Consider the following 14,634-nt stretch of genomic DNA (forward strand, 5'->3'; position numbering starts at 1 on the left):
CCTCCGTCACCGGCGCCTCCGGCTGGAAGGCGCGGGGCAGGTACACCTTCACCGTCGTGCCATGCCCCAGCTCGCTGTAGAGCTTCACGTGCCCGCCGGACTGCTTCACGAAGCCGTACACCATGCTCAGCCCCAGGCCCGTGCCCCGGCCCTCCGCCTTCGTCGTGAAGAAGGGCTCGAATGCGCGCTCCAGCACCTCCGGCGTCATGCCCCCGCCCGTGTCCGACACCGCCAGCAGCACGTACGGCCCCGCCAGCACGTCCGGGTGTGCCTGCGCGTAGTGGTCGTCCAGCGACGCGTTGCTCAACTCCAGCGTCAGCTTCCCGCTGCCCTTCATCGCGTCGCGCGCGTTGATGGCCAGGTTGAGGATGACGTTCTCCAGCTGGTGCGGATCCGCCAGCGTGTTCCACAGGCCGCCGCTGATGACCGTCTCCACCTCTACGTCCTCACCCAGTGCACGGTGCAGGAGGTCGTCCATGCCCTGCACCAGCCGGCCCATGCTCAGCGAGCGCGGCTCCAGCGGCTGCCGCCGCGAGAACGCCAGCAACTGCCCGGACAGCCGCGCCCCTCGCTCCACCGCGCCCAGCGCCGAGCGCACCCGCTGCAGGCCCCGCTCGTTGCCCGCCACGTCGCGCTGGAGCAACTGGAGATTCCCGCCCACCACCTGGAGCAGGTTGTTGAAGTCGTGCGCCACGCCGCCCGTGAGCTTGCCCACCGCCTCCATCTTCTGCGCCTGCCGCAGCTGGTCCTCCGTCTGCCGCTGCTCGGTGACGTCGCGCCCGCTGGCGTACAGCACGCCGTCCTCCGGCACCGGCACCGCGGTCCAGGCGATGCGCCGGTAGCCGCCGTGCTTGCACCGGTAGGCGCTCTCGAAGTTCATCGTGGGCTGGCCTTCCTCCAGCCGGGACACCTCGTCGCGGGTGCGCGCGTAGTCGTCCGGGCGCTCCAGCCACTCCGACGTGCGGCCCAGCAGCTCCTCCTCCGTCCACCCCAGCATCCGCGTCCAGGCCGGGTTGACGCTGAGGAACTTCCCCTCCGGCAGGCTCCCCACCACCAGCAGGTCCTGGGACACGTTCCACACGCGGTCCCGCTCCCGCGTGCGCAGCGCCACGCGCTGCTCCAGCGTCTCGTTGGCCTTCTTCAGCTCCGCCAGCGCCTTGAGCCGGGACACCGTCGCCCACACGCGGTCGGCCACGTTGCGCGTCAGCTCGATTTCATCCTCCGTCCACGGGCGCGGCCGAGTGTCGTGCAGGAACAGCAACGCCACGAGCCGGCCGTGCTCCAGGATGGGGGCGTCGAAGAGGGACCGGACACCTATCTGCTCCAGCGCGGCCGCCTGGGATGCCGTACGCGGGTCCTCCCGCACGTCCGTGATGGCCACCACCTCGCCCTTCAGCAGGTCGTCCAGGAACACGCCGTAGTCCTGGAAGCGGTGCACGCCCTCGATGCTCGTCACGTCCGGCGACGCCACCCAATGCGGGTGGATCCGCACCAGCCCGTGCGCCGCGTCCACCGTGCCGTAGCCCGCACGCGGCACGCCCAGCAGCCGCCCCACCACCTCCATGGCGAGCAGCACGGCGGCGTCCGGGGACGTGGCCTCGCGCAGCCGGTCCGCCATCTCCAGCAGCGCCTCCTGCCGCAGCTCCGCCCGCTTGCGCGCGTCGATGTCCACCAGCACGCCCGGAAAGCGCAGCGGTGCCCCCTTCAGGGAGAGGACGCAGTGGCCGCTGGCCTCCACCCACCGGTAGAAGCCGTCGGTGCGGCGCACGCGATACTCGGCGCGGTACGAACCGCCCGCCTGCAGCGTGCGCGCGATGGCCGCCTCCACGCCGGGCCGGTCCTCCGGGTGGATGGCGGCCAGGAATTGATCAATGGGCAGCCCCGCGCGCGCCAGCTGGGGGTTCAACGAGAAGGAGTGCGCGAAGCGCTCGTCCGCGACGACGTGGTTGTCGGGCACGTCCCACACCCAGGTGCCAATCATCACCTCGGTGTTCAACGCCAGCTGCACGCGCTCGTTCGCGGTGCGCAGCGCGTCGTCCGCCTGGCGGCGCTCGGTGACGTCCTGGGTGATGCCGATGAGCTGCACCGGCTTGCCGGCCGCGTCGTACACCAGCGACGCGCGCCGGTGGATCCACCGCACCTCCCCGGTGTCCGGCCGGCGGATGCGGTACTCCACCGAAGGGGGGACCTGCCCCGCGGCCCGCGTGCGTGCGTTGGACACCCGGGACCGGTCCTCCTCCAGGGCGAGCGCCTCGATGACCGGCGCGGGCACGGTCTCCATTCGCGGCACGCCGTACAGCCGGCAGAACTCCGGCGTCACCGTCAGCCGGTTGGTGGCGATGTCCAGCGCGAACACGCCGATGCCGCCCGCCTCCTGCGCCAGCCGCAGCTGCTCGTGCTTCACGCGCAGCCAGGTGTCCTCGGCCGGGGGAGACGCGGAGGGCTCTGGAGCCGTGCCGGTGCCGTCATCCAATCCCGCCGCGCGCAGGCGGAGCCGCAGACGTTCGACCTCGGCCCTCAGGGCCTGTTCGGTGTCGGAAGAGGGCGCGCTCATGCAGGGGGAACCGCGGGTCGGGGGGCGACCTCCGGCCGTGGGACTGTCGCCCGGGTCCTCCAGGGTGGGCAACGGAGAATTCCGGGGGATTCATTCCTCCGAAAGCGCAACAACCGCCTCGGTCTGCGAGCCCGTCCGGGCCTGCAAGTGCCCGAAGTTGCGCCACCCATTCGCTGCGCTGAAGCGCGAGGACGCCGCTCCGTCGGCTTGACGCAGGGCGGCCAGGGCCTCGGGGCCCGGGGCGCGATAGGGAATACGTCTGGAGTCACCCGCGAGGGCTGGGTGCCATGGGACGTCTTGCGTAGCGCAGGGTCGTGAACACTCACATCACCCGCAGGTCGCAATGCTCACTTCCCGCCTTGACGCTGCGAGGAATTTCTTTAAAGAATGCACGCACGTCCTCTTCTTCTTGGAAGATGGCGTATGTACCGGGCCTCGCGTTCCCCAACCGCGGAACCGGTGCGTGACGTCCCAGTTGAGCCCCGCGCGCCGCGTTCCCCCTCTCGGCGCGCGGTGGCCCCTGGGACTTCCACCTCGCCCCGCTCACTCACCAGGTCCCTTCGAGGATTCGAGTGTCCACGTCCGCCTTCGTCCTGCCCGTCTCCCTGGCCCTGCACCTGCTGACCTCGGCGGCACCCGGCCCCCAGAACACCGCCACCGCGCCGTCCCAGGAGCCCGCGCCGAAGTCGCCGGCCACCTCGTCGGTGAAGGCGGCGGCCCCGGTCGTCTCGAAGCTGAGCGCCGCGCAGCAGGCCACGGCGGCGAAGCTGGTGGGGCCCGCGCTCGCGGAAGGCCACTCCTACGCGCGGCTGGCGGAGCTGACGGACGGCGTGGGCCCGCGCCTGTCGGGCTCCGAGTCCGCGGAGGCCGCGGTGCAGTGGGCCCTGCGCTCCTTCCAGGCGGACGGGGTGAAGGCGTGGAAGGAGCCGGTGAAGGTGCCGCGCTGGGTGCGGGGCGAGGAGCGCGGCGAAATCCTCCCCTCCGAGCGCACGCGGGGCCTGCCATTGGCATTGCTGGCCCTGGGCGGCAGCGCGCCCACGCCGCCGGAGGGCGTCACGGCGGAGGTGGTGGAGGTGAGCTCCCTGGAGGAACTCGCCGCGCTGGGTGACAAGGTGAAGGGCCGCATCGTGTTCTTCAACCACACCATGGCGGAGGCGTCGGACTACGGCCGCTTCGCGGGGCTGCGGGGCCGGGGGCCGGCGGCGGCGGCGAAGCAGGGCGCGGTGGCCGCGCTGGTGCGCTCCCTGGCCACGGCGTCGCTGCGCACGCCGCACACGGGGTCCACGCGCTTCGATGAAGGCGGCCCGCGCCTGCCCGCCGCGGCGGTGTCGGTGGAGGACGCGCTCACGCTGCACCGGATGCTCCAGGGCGGCACGGTGAAGGTGCGGCTGGTGCTGGGGTGCTCGGAGCTGCCGGAGGCGGACTCGTCCAACGTGGTGGCGGAGGTGCGGGGCCGCGAGAAGCCGGACGAGGTGGTGCTGCTGGGCGCGCACCTGGACTCGTGGGACGTGGGCACGGGCGCGCACGACGACGGCGCGGGCGTGGTGATGGTGATGGAGGCCGCGCGGCTCATCGCGAAGCTGCCCCAGGCGCCCCGGCGCACGGTGCGCGTGGTGCTGTTCATGAACGAGGAGAACGGGCTGCGCGGAGGCCGCGCGTACGCGGAGGCGCACGCGAAGGAGCTGTCCAGGCACGTGGCCGCCATCGAGATGGACTCGGGCGGCGGGCGGCCCCTGGGCGTGAGCGTGCACGCGGGAGCGGGCGGTGAGGCGCTCCTGCGGCCGTGGCTGGCACCGCTGGAGGGGCTGGGCGCGGCGAAGTTCCTGGTGGGGCACGCGACGGGCGCGGACCTGAGCCCCATGGAGCCCGCGCGCGTGCCCTTCGTGGGCGTGCGCGTGGACAGCAGCCGCTACTTCGACGTGCACCACTCCATGGCGGACACGCTGGACAAGGTGGATCCGCAGGACCTGTCGCGCAGCACCGCGGCGGTGACGTGGATGGCGTACGCGCTGGCGGAAGCGCCGGGCACGCTCGCGCGGCCCACCGCGCCGGAGTCGGACACGCCTCCGCCGGCGAAGAAGTAGGGCGCCCGGGCGCTCAGGACTCCGCCGGAGACCTGCGCGGCCCGCCCTTCCGCAGCGGCAGCTCCGGCAGGAGCAGCGTGACGAGCAGGGCCGCCAGCGCGACGAAGATGGCGAAGCGGTACACCGCCATCGTCGCGCGGGTGAAGGACTCCTTGAGCGCGCGCTCCACGCGGTCCACGGTGGACAGCGCGCGGGCCTCGTCCGCGTCCACGCGCGCGCGGGCCTCGGGCCCTTCCCGCACGGCCTGCCGCCGCTCCTCGGCGAAGCCCTCGCGCAGCTTCGCCTTCACCTGCTCCGGCTGGAACTGCTGGCCCTGCGGCGCGCCCTCGCCGCCCAGGCCTCCGGGCGCGGACGCGCGCAACTCCTGCTTCACGTCCGCGGGCAGCCCGTGCGTGGCCTCCCGCGTGCGCGACTGCATCTCCCGCCCCAGCGTGCCCGCGAACACGGTGCCCAGCAGCGCCACGCCCACCGTCATGCCCAGCTGCCGGAAGAACGTCGTCGCGGACGTGGCCACGCCAATGCGCTGGGGCGGCACGGAGTTCTGCACGGCCACGGTGTACAGCGGGATGGACGGGCCCAGGCCCAGGCCCACCAGCACCATCTTCACCGTGACCTCGGCCTGGCTGGACTCGGGTGTCAGCGTGAAGCCCATCACCGCGAAGCCGCCCATGAGGAACAGCAGCGTCCCCACCATCAGCACCTTGTAGCGGCCCAGCCGGGACACCAGCTGCCCGGACAGCACGTTGCCCGCCACCACGCCCAACGTCAGCGGCGTGAGCGTCAGCCCGGAGTGCGTCGCGGACAGCCCCACCACGTTCACCATGAACAGCGGCAGGAAGGTGACGGACGCCAGGAACACCGCGCCAATGGTGAACACCGCCGCGTTGCCCGCGGAGAACGCGCGCAGGCGGAACAGCGACGGATCCAGGAGCGGCTCCTTCGCATGCCGCTCCCGCCACACGAAGAGGCCCAGCCCCACCGCCGACAGCGCGAACAGCCCCAGGATGGGCGCGGAGCTCCATGCGAACCCGCCCGCCCTCGGGGTCGCCTTCCCATGGCCCAGGCTGAGCGCGAGCAGCAGCGGCACCACGCCCACCGCCAGCCCCACCGCGCCCGGCACGTCCAGCTTCCCACCGTGCACGCCGTCCGGCTTGAGCGGCGGCATGCGCAGGAAGATGAGCGCCAGCGCCAACGCGCCCACCGGCAGGTTGATGAAGAACACCCAGTGCCAGCCCAGCGCGTCGGTGATGAAGCCGCCGGCCAGCGGACCAATGACGCTGGACAGGCCGAACACCGCGCCGAACAGGCCCTGGTACTTGCCCCGGTCGCGCGGCGGGAACAGGTCCGCCACCACCGCCAGCGAGCCGGTGAAGAGCGCCGCGCTGCCCAGCCCCTGCACCGCGCGGCAGAGGATGAGCGCGAGCGTGGAGCGGGACGCGCCGCACAGGAAGCTGCCGGTGAGGAACACGACGATGCCCGCCACCAGCACCGCGCGGCGGCCCAGCAGGTCCGACAGCTTGCCCCACACCGGCACCATCATCGTGGACGCCACCAGGTACGCGGTGGTGAGCCACGGGTAGTGCTCCGGCGCGATGTGCAGGTCCGCCTGGATGGTGGGCCCCGCCGTGGCGACGATGGTCTGATCCAACGCGGCCAGCAGCAGCCCCAAGAGCGCCCCCGCCAGCGTGAAGGCCTTCTGTGAACGGCTGAACCGCTCGGACGCCGGAGCGGCGCGGGAGTCCAGGGCGGTGTCGGCGGCGGTGTCGGCCATGGCTCGGGCACGCGCACGGGACGCGTGCATCCGCGCGAATCTGGGGACGGCGGCGGAGGCCTGCCACGTCCGCCTGCCCGGCTGCTCTCCGTCCTGGAGGCAGTGCGCCGTCGGGCATCTACCGGAGGTACCGTTCATCCGGCAGGGGTCTTTCGGGAAAGACGGCGCGCGGCCCTATCCTGCGCCTCCCTTCATGCCGGACGTCGGGCGGGCCGGGCACGTGAGCGCGTCCTCCCCAGGAGTGAACATGCGGATCCGTGGAGTGCTGACCTGCGCCGTGATGATGTCCCTGGCGTCAGGCTGCAAGGACGACCCGAAGCCCCAGCCCGACGCCGGAGTCCCGGACGCCGGCCCCCAGGAGGATGCCGGCACCGCCGGGCCCACCCTCTCCGAGACGCCGCGCTGGCAGGTCGCGGGGGATGGCCTGGAGCCGCAGGAGTGCTTCGGCCGGGGCATGGCGCTGGGCGACGTCAACGGCGATGGCCGCCAGGACCTGCTGGTGATTTCTCCACCGTGCACCAGCCGCCCCACGAACCCGGGCCGCGTGATGGTGTACGCGGGCGAGGCGTCATACTTCTCGAAGACGGCTGTCACCTCCACGGTGTCGTGGGTGCATCCCAGCCCGCGCACGTCGGGCTACCAGATGGTGGTGGGCACGGGCGACGTGGACGGGGACGCGTACGCGGACGTGCTGGTGAAGAGCTACTACGGCGTCAGCGTGTACAAGGGCGGACCGGACCTGTCCCAGGTGTTCGCCCAGCCGGTGTTCCGCGTGCCGGACTCCTCGACCACGCGCTTCGTCGTCGCGCAGCTGCTGGACGTGGATGGCGACGGACTGGACGACCTGCTCGTCACGACCTTCACCGGCAGCACCACCTTCTATCGCGCGACGCCCGGCGGGGCGGAGGGGCCCTTCACCAACGCGCGCGTGCTGTCCGGCTTCGCGCAGTCGGCGGGAGACACGGACGGGGACGGCGCCCAGGACCTGCTCATCACCCTGCCTGAGGAGGAGTACAGCCATGGCCTCTTCCTGGGCTGCAAGGCGGACAGCTTGCGCGCCTGTGATGGACCGCTCACCACGCAGCCCGTGTGGAAGGGATTGGCGGAGAGCATGCGGGGGATTCCGGACCTGAACGCAGACGGCCGTCCGGACCTGCTCACGGGGCTCAGGGGCAGCGTGCGCCTGCACCTGTCGGACGCCTCCATCCAGGGCTACTCCGCCACGCCCGTGTGGCAGTTGATGGACGACCCGGCCTTCCCCGTCGTGGCCTACCAGAGCGCCACGGTGGGCTCCATGGCGGAGGGCGGCACGGGCAACGACTTCGTCCTCGCCTCGCTGGGGCGCGTGTACCTCTTCCGCCCCACGGCGAAAGTGTCCGGTCCGCTGGAGCCGGTGTGGTCATGGCCGCGCGCCAACCGCTTCCTGCCCCAGACGATGCTGGGCTTCACCCTCCCCAGCGTGGTCAGCCCCGGCGACCTGGACGGGGACGGGTTCGATGACCTGGTGGTGGGCCTGTCGCAAGAGAACGACGGCACGCGCGCGCCGGGCCGGGTGGTGGTGTACGGCGGCGGCGCGGTGCCGGACCTGGAGGAGCCCGCGCCCGCGCTGGCTCCCACGAAGATGTGCAACCTCCAGGTGGATCCGGTGAACGGCAAGCCGGACCTCACGGTGGATCGGGACGTCATCGCGCGCACGCTCTACATCGAGCGGCGCTCCTTCGCGCAGGACTCCTGCGAGGTGCGTGAGGGCTGCGTGCCCGCGGGCGGCGAGCGGCGCCTCTTGCGCTTCACCACCTCCATCATGAACATGGGCACCGCGTCCGCGGTGGTGCCTTCTCCCGAGGAGCGGCCCGACCTCTTCGTCTACGACGAGTGCCACGAACACCACCACCTGGTGGACTTCGCGGGCTACGACCTGAAGGACGCCTCCGGCACGTCCCTGGCCGTGGGGCGCAAGCAGGGCTTCTACATGATCGACTACACCCAGTACTGCGCGGACGGCACCCAGTTCGCCTGGTACGACCCGGGCACGGGCATCTCCCCGGGCTGGTCGGACGTCTACACGGCGGACACCGCCTGCCAGTGGCTGGACGTCACGGACACCCCGGACGGCGACTACACCGTGCGCGTGGGCGTGGATGAGAAACACATCATCGACGAGCTCGACGCGCTGCCCAACGAGGCCACCGTCAAGGTGCGCCTGAAGGGGGACACCGTGACCGTGCTGCCCTGAGGCGGCGCGAAAAAGTCCGCGCGCATCGTTTCTCCTCGAAGGGGCTCCTCGGGGCAGGGCCGGTGGAAGGCCGGCCCGTTCATTCCACGGGGAGTCATACATGCGGATGCGGTTCGTGCGGTCTTTCGCGGTGGTGGGTCTGCTGGCCGTGACGGGCTGCAAGGATGATCCGAAGCCCCAGCCCGACGCCGGCACGCCGGACGCGGGCTCTCAAGACGACGGCGGTACCTCCGCGGGACCCACCCTCTCCGAGACGCCGCGCTGGCTGGTGAACGGTGACGGCGCCAGCCCCCGCGAGTGCTTCGGCCGCAGCGTGGCGCTGGGCGACGTCAATGGCGACGGGCGCAAGGACCTGCTGGTGACGTCCGCGCCCTGCTCGGCCCTCAAGACGGACCCCGGCCGCGTGATGGTGTACGCGGGCGAGGCGCGCGACTTCTCGAAGACGCCCGTCACCACGACGCTGACGTGGGTGCACCCCAGTCCGCTCGCCTCCAGCTACAAGATGACGGTGAGCACGGGCGACATCGACGGGGACGCGTACGCGGACGTGCTCGTCGCCACCTCCTTCGGCGTCAGCGTCTTCAAGGGCGGGCCGGACCTGTCCCAGGTGCTGACGCAGCCGGTGTTCCGCGCGCCGGACTCCACCACCCTTCGCTTCAACGGTGCGCGGCTCTTGGACCTGGACGGGGACGGGAGGCACGAACTCGCCGTCTCCTCCACACTCCCCAGGGAGCTCACCGTGTACCGCTCGACGCCGGGCGCGCCGGAAGGGGCCTTCACCGCCGTGCGCAAGCTGACCGGCATCCCCAGGTCCGCGGGAGACGCCGACGGGGACGGGGTCCAGGACCTGGCCGTGATCCACAACGACTTCACGGTGGATCTCTTCCTGGGGTGCAAGGCGGGCAGCGCTCGCGTCTGTGAAGGACCGCTCACGGCCCAGCCCGTGTGGACGGGCCAGGCCGAGTCCTTCGCCAGGTTGCCCGACCTGAACGGAGACGGCCGCTCGGAGGCGCTGCTGCTCCTGGACGGCAGCCAGCGCCTGCACCTGTCCGATGCAGCGAGCCCCGGCTACGCGCCGCAGGTCACCTGGCAGCCCATGGACGACGCGGCCTTCCCCCTCCTGGGACAGTCCTTCCTCACCTTCAGTGAGCCCGTCGCCTCCGTGGGCGCCATGGTGGAGGGCGGCACGGGCCACGACTTCGCCATCGGCGCCGTGGGCCGCGTGTACCTCTTCCGCCCCACCGCGAACGTGTCCGGCCCGCTGGAGCCGGTGTGGGCGTGGCCGCGCGCCAACCGCCTCCTGCCCCAGACGTCGCTGGGCACCGACTACCTGGGCCTGGCCTCCGCGGGCGACCTGGACGGGGACGGGTACGACGACCTGGTGGTGGGCGTGCCCCCGGGACTCAGCGGCACGCCCTCGGGTGCATCCACGGGAGACGCCACCCTGGGCCGGGTGATGGTGTTCGGCGGCGGCGCGGTGCCGGACTCGCAGGAGCCCGCCCCCGCGCTGGCGCCCACGCGGACGTGCAACCTCCCGGTGGACCCGGTGAACGGCAAGCCGGACCTCACGGTGGACCGGGACGTCCTCGCGCGCACGCTCTACCTGGAGCGGCGCTCCTTCACGGCGGACTCGTGCGAGGTGAAGGAGGGCTGCGTGCCCGCGGGCGGCGAGCGGCGCCTGCTGCGCTTCACCACCTCCATCATGAACATGGGCACGGGCCCGCTGGTGGTGCCTTCACCCGAGGAGCGCCCGGACCTCTTCGTCTACGACGAGTGCCACGACCACCACCACCTGACGAACTTCGCCGGCTACGACCTGAAGGACGCGGAGGGCAACACGATGTCCCTGGGGCGCAAGCAGGGCTTCTACATGATCGACTTCACCCAGTACTGCGCGGACGGCCAGCCCTACGGCTGGTACGACCCGGGCACGGGCATCTCCCCCGGCTGGTCGGACGTCTACGCCGCGGACCTGCCCTGCCAGTGGCTGGACGTCACGGACACCCCGGACGGCGAGTACACCGTGCGCGTGGGCGTGGATGAGAACCACATCGTGGACGAGGCCGACGTGCTGCCCAACGAGGTCAACGTCAAGGTGCGCCTGACTGGCGACACGGTGACCGTGCTGCCCTGAAACCGGGAAACCCCGCTGGGAAACAGGCGTCCGGTGAAGGCCGCGTGCAATGGGCGGCCCTCCTGGGCGTAGAGTGCCTGACGCGGCCCGCCCGCCGGGGACCTTCCCGGTGCCGGTGGGCCGCGCGGCTTCCAGCATGAAGGGGTGGTTTCGTGAACTTCCGGGTCGACGTGTGGGAGGGCGCGCGCATCGCGCTGACCTCGCTGCGCTCCAACCGGCTGCGGACGGTGCTCACCACGGTGGGCATTGGCGTGGGCGTGTGCACCCTGCTGGCCATCGTCGGCATCATCCAGGGGTTGAACAGCTCCTTCGCGGACCAGCTCAACAAGATTGGCTCCAACACGCTCCAGGTGTCCAAGTTCCCCTGGGTGATGAACGGGGACTGGTGGGCGTACCGCAACCGCAAGGCGCTCTCGCTGGACCTGGTGGAGCCCCTGCGCAACGCCTCCGAGCACGTGGTCGCCGTGGCCCCCATGATGTTCATCAACGCGGAGGTGGCCTTCCAGAACCGGAAGCTCGCCTCCGTGCAGACCATGGGCACCAGCCCGGACTACGCCATGACGTCCTCCGTGGAGATGGCGCAGGGGCGCTTCCTCACGGAGGCGGACGTGGACAACCGCTCCTCCGTCGCGGTGATTGGCGCGGAGATCGGCAAGGTGCTCTTCCCGGGCATCAACCCCGTGGGCCACCGCATCCTCGTGGACCGCCGGCCCTACCGCGTCGCGGGCGTCATCGTGGAGCGCGGCACGGTGCTGGGGCAGAACGTGGACCTGGTGGTGATGCTGCCGTACCCCGCGTTCCAGGGGCACTTCGGCACCCAGCGCGACGTGGTGATGGCGCTCGCGGTGGACCAGCAGGAGAACGTGCCCCGCGTGCAGGACCGGCTCACGGAGACGCTGCGCCGCGAGCGCAACACCAAGCCCGGCGCGCCGGACGACTTCGCCATCAACCGGCCGGACCAGCTGGCCAACATGTACAAGCAGCTCACCGGCGCGCTCTACGGCGCGGCCACCGGCGTGGGGCTCATCACCCTGCTGGTGGGCGGCATCGGCATCATGAACATCATGCTGGTGTCCGTGCGCGAGCGGACGCGGGAGATTGGCGTGCGGCGGGCGCTGGGCGCTCGGAAGCGCACCATCATCTTCCAGTTCCTCATGGAGGCGGCCAGCGTGTCCGCGGTGGGCGGCGCGCTGGGCACCGCGGTGGGCATGGCCATCGCGTGGCTGGTGAACTTCCTCACGCCCCTGGCGGCGGCGGTGCAGCCCATGACGGTGGTGCTGGGCGTGAGCTTCTCCGCGGTGGTGGGCCTGCTGTTCGGCATCTGGCCGGCGGCGCGCGCCGCGAACCTGGACCCCGTGGAAGCGCTCCGCCACGACTAGGCGAGCGGGAGACTTCAGACCATGTGGATGGCTTTCTGGGACACGGTGCGGCTGGCGTTCGGCACGTTCCGCTCCAACCCCCTTCGCTCCTTCCTGACGCTCCTGGGCATCGTCATCGGCGTCACCACCGTGGTGTCCATGATGTCCCTCATCGAGGGGCTCAAGAACCAGGTGAACGACCAGATGTCGGAGCTGGGCAGCGACTGCTTCCAGGTGCAGCGGCTGCCCTTCGGCCAGGGCGAGCTGTCCATCTCGGAGCTCGCGCGCCGGCCGCGCTTCACCTACGCGGACCTGGACGCCATCCGCACGCAGCCCTCCATCGCGCAGGCCGCCGGTGAGGACTCCAAGGGCGGCCAGAAGGCCTCCACCGCGGAGCGCGAGTCGCGCCCCAACGTGAACGTCTGGGCCGGCACGGCGGAGTACTTCCACACCAACTCGGTGAGCCTCGCCACCGGGCGGCCCTTCACGGACGCGGAGTTCGTGGACGGGCGGCGCGTGGCGGTGATTGGCGCGGACCTGGCGGACACGCTGTGGCCCGGCCTGGACCCCCTGGGCCGGGAGTTCCGCCTGCTGGGCCGCACCTTCCAGGTGGTGGGCACGCTCAAGCGCCGGGGCGGTATCATGGGCGGCGGCAGCCAGGACAACCAGGCCATGATTCCCCTGTCCACCTTCGGGGGCATGTTCGGCGTGCGCGACTTCCGCATCAGCATCCAGGCCGTGTCCCCGGACGTGCTCCAGCGGGCCCAGGATGAAGTGACGCTGCTCATGCGCCGCCGCCACGGGCTCAAGCCGGACGAACCGGACGACTTCTTCATCTACACCAATGCGAGCGCCACGGAGATGTTCAACAACCTCTCCTCCGCGGTGTCCGCGGCCAGCTTCGGCGTGTGCATCCTGTCGCTCTTGGTGGGCGGCATCGGCATCCTGAACATCATGCTGGTCGCCGTGACGGAGCGGACGCGGGAGATTGGCATCCGCAAGGCGCTGGGGGCCAAGCGCTACCGCATCCTCGCGCAGTTCGCGCTGGAGGCGGTGGTGCTGTCGCTGGTGGGCGGCGCGGTGGGCGTGGCGCTGGGCGTGGGCCTGGCGCACCTGGCCCGTTGGATGATCAACCTGCCCACGGAAGTGCCCCTGTGGTCCGTGGTGGTGTCGCTGGTGATGAGCTGCGGGGTGGGGCTGGGGTTCGGCATCTACCCGGCGGCGCGCGCGGCGAAGCTGGACCCCGTGGAGGCCATGCGCACGGAGTAGCGCGGCTTGCCTCCTCGCGCATGAAGAAGGCCCCGGCCCGGCATGAAGCGGGCGGGGCCTTTTCGCATCACGGTCGCGGCCTGCCCGGGACTACGGGCAGGGGTACGTACAGGTGATCTGCCCGCTGATGGGGTTCTTGAAACACTGGGGCGTGCAGTCCTGCGCGTCGGCGGAGGACGGCGTGGCGGCGATGCCCAGGCCCATCACGGTGGCGGCGGCGGCGAGGACGAAGGCGATGCGACGGACGTTCTTGCGAGCCTGCATGGTGTCGTCTCCTTGCGTGGTGTTGGCGCTGCACGGAGCACTCTAGGGACGGGGGCTGACATCGCCACTGGCGATGTTGCAGGCCCGCGCGCTGGCGTGGAGGGCGGGGCGCCGAGGTGCCGCACGCGGGAAGAAAATTGAAACGCTGGTGCGGCGAAACGACGCGTCAACGCCTGGGAGTGGGGGTGCGGCTCCACTGATAGCCCACGGTGGCGCCGGAGCCGATGAGCGACAGCGCGAGGTAGCGGCGCAGGAAGTCCAGCCGTTCGCTGGAGCCGGCCAGGTGGCGCAGGCCTTCATGCGCGGCGATGCCCAGGAGCATTCCCACGGTCGCGCCGCCGAGCGCGCCCAGGTACGCGCGGCCGCGGTCCTGGCTGTCGCCGAACGCGACCTCGCCCATGCCCCAGGTGCCGAGCGCGGCGACGGGAGGCGTGACGACCATGGCGGCGCCGAACGCGCCGACTTCCAGCTCGAGCCACCGGCCCTGTGGATACGAGGGGTGGACGAAGAGGAAGCGCCCGGGGAGCGAGGCGAGCACGGTGCCCGCGGCGGCCTCCGCGGCGGTGGCGCCCAGGCGTGTGTCCCCACCCACGCGGGTCGCGCCCCAGACGGCGCCCAGGGGCAGGAGCGCGACGCCGCCATGCGCGGCCCAGGTGCCGCCGGACAGGGGCGCCTCCGTGTCGGGCTCACCGTGGGGAATGAAGGGCCGCAGTGCACGCGGAGGCACGGCGGGAGGCGGAGGCTCCGCGTCCAGGAACGGCGCATCCAGGACGGTGGGCTCCAGCGGAGGCGGCGGAGGTTCGGGCGTGGGCGGCGGATCATCCCGAGGCGTGGAGGAAGCGGCCTCCGCTGGAGGTGGAGGAGGGGCCTCCTGCGCGCCCACTCCCGGTGCCCCCAGCAGGCCCACGAGCAGGAGCATCCCGCGCGCTGGTGCCATCCCCCGTCGCTCCATGCCGTGTCCGTCCTC

At 71.6% G+C, this 14,634-nt stretch carries 9 protein-coding genes; 5 read left to right on the forward strand and 4 right to left on the reverse strand.

The annotated features are described in order from the left end of the window. Positions 1 to 2,554, reverse strand: a 2,554-nt coding sequence (locus D7W81_RS11500) for a PAS domain-containing protein (protein ID WP_120555402.1), incomplete at its 3' end; no start/stop codon positions are given. Between the two features lie 572 nt (positions 2,555 to 3,126). On the opposite strand from D7W81_RS11500, the gene D7W81_RS11505 reads away from it, so the two are divergent. After that, a complete protein-coding gene (locus tag D7W81_RS11505; protein ID WP_120555403.1) occupies positions 3,127 to 4,638 on the forward strand; it encodes a M20/M25/M40 family metallo-hydrolase in 1,512 nt (503 codons plus the stop codon). A 13-nt stretch (positions 4,639 to 4,651) separates the two neighbouring features. Here the strand turns inward: D7W81_RS11505 and D7W81_RS11510 are convergent, their stop codons facing one another. Next, on the reverse strand, positions 4,652 to 6,439 hold the full coding sequence (locus tag D7W81_RS11510; RefSeq protein WP_120555404.1) for an MDR family MFS transporter: 1,788 nt from the start codon (positions 6,437 to 6,439) through the stop codon (positions 4,652 to 4,654). A 217-nt stretch (positions 6,440 to 6,656) separates the two neighbouring features. Here D7W81_RS11510 and D7W81_RS11515 point away from each other — a divergent pair, with 217 nt between their 5' ends. The 4 genes from D7W81_RS11515 (at position 6,657) to D7W81_RS11530 (ending at position 13,403) form a co-directional block, all read left to right on the forward strand. Next, on the forward strand, positions 6,657 to 8,642 hold the full coding sequence (locus D7W81_RS11515; protein WP_120555405.1) for a lysyl oxidase family protein: 1,986 nt from the start codon (positions 6,657 to 6,659) through the stop codon (positions 8,640 to 8,642). Between the two features lie 100 nt (positions 8,643 to 8,742). Beyond that, positions 8,743 to 10,776 carry a lysyl oxidase family protein gene (locus tag D7W81_RS11520; RefSeq protein ID WP_120555406.1) on the forward strand — a complete coding sequence of 678 codons (2,034 nt, stop codon included), beginning with the start codon at positions 8,743 to 8,745 and terminating at the stop codon, positions 10,774 to 10,776. Positions 10,777 to 10,928: 152 nt separating this feature from the next. Continuing rightward, a complete protein-coding gene (locus tag D7W81_RS11525; protein ID WP_120555407.1) occupies positions 10,929 to 12,155 on the forward strand; it encodes an ABC transporter permease in 1,227 nt (408 codons plus the stop codon). 21 nt (positions 12,156 to 12,176) lie between these two features. Next, positions 12,177 to 13,403 (forward strand): ABC transporter permease, encoded by a 1,227-nt coding sequence (locus D7W81_RS11530; protein WP_120555408.1) that lies wholly within the window; start codon positions 12,177 to 12,179, stop codon positions 13,401 to 13,403. 90 nt (positions 13,404 to 13,493) lie between these two features. Here D7W81_RS11530 and D7W81_RS42765 read toward each other — a convergent pair whose 3' ends face one another. Further along, positions 13,494 to 13,667, reverse strand: coding sequence for a hypothetical protein (locus D7W81_RS42765; RefSeq protein WP_167508051.1), 174 nt, complete (start codon positions 13,665 to 13,667; stop codon positions 13,494 to 13,496). A gap of 166 nt (positions 13,668 to 13,833) precedes the next feature. After that, on the reverse strand, positions 13,834 to 14,604 hold the full coding sequence (locus D7W81_RS11535) for a hypothetical protein (RefSeq protein ID WP_147445438.1): 771 nt from the start codon (positions 14,602 to 14,604) through the stop codon (positions 13,834 to 13,836). Positions 14,605 to 14,634 lie beyond the last annotated feature (30 nt).

It is taken from the genome of Corallococcus aberystwythensis (assembly GCF_003612165.1).
Classification (GTDB): domain Bacteria; phylum Myxococcota; class Myxococcia; order Myxococcales; family Myxococcaceae; genus Corallococcus; species Corallococcus aberystwythensis.

Excerpts from the sequence above, each read along its gene's own strand:
- D7W81_RS11510 (WP_120555404.1), bottom strand. The coding sequence starts at position 6,439 with ATGCACGCGTCCCGTGCGCGTGCCCGAGCCATGGCCGACACCGCCGCC.
- D7W81_RS11515 (WP_120555405.1), top strand. The coding sequence starts at position 6,657 with ATGCGGATCCGTGGAGTGCTGACCTGCGCCGTGATGATGTCCCTGGCG.
- D7W81_RS11520 (WP_120555406.1), top strand. The coding sequence starts at position 8,743 with ATGCGGATGCGGTTCGTGCGGTCTTTCGCGGTGGTGGGTCTGCTGGCC.
- D7W81_RS11530 (WP_120555408.1), top strand. The coding sequence starts at position 12,177 with ATGTGGATGGCTTTCTGGGACACGGTGCGGCTGGCGTTCGGCACGTTC.
- D7W81_RS42765 (WP_167508051.1), bottom strand. The coding sequence starts at position 13,667 with ATGCAGGCTCGCAAGAACGTCCGTCGCATCGCCTTCGTCCTCGCCGCC.
- D7W81_RS11535 (WP_147445438.1), bottom strand. The coding sequence starts at position 14,604 with ATGGCACCAGCGCGCGGGATGCTCCTGCTCGTGGGCCTGCTGGGGGCA.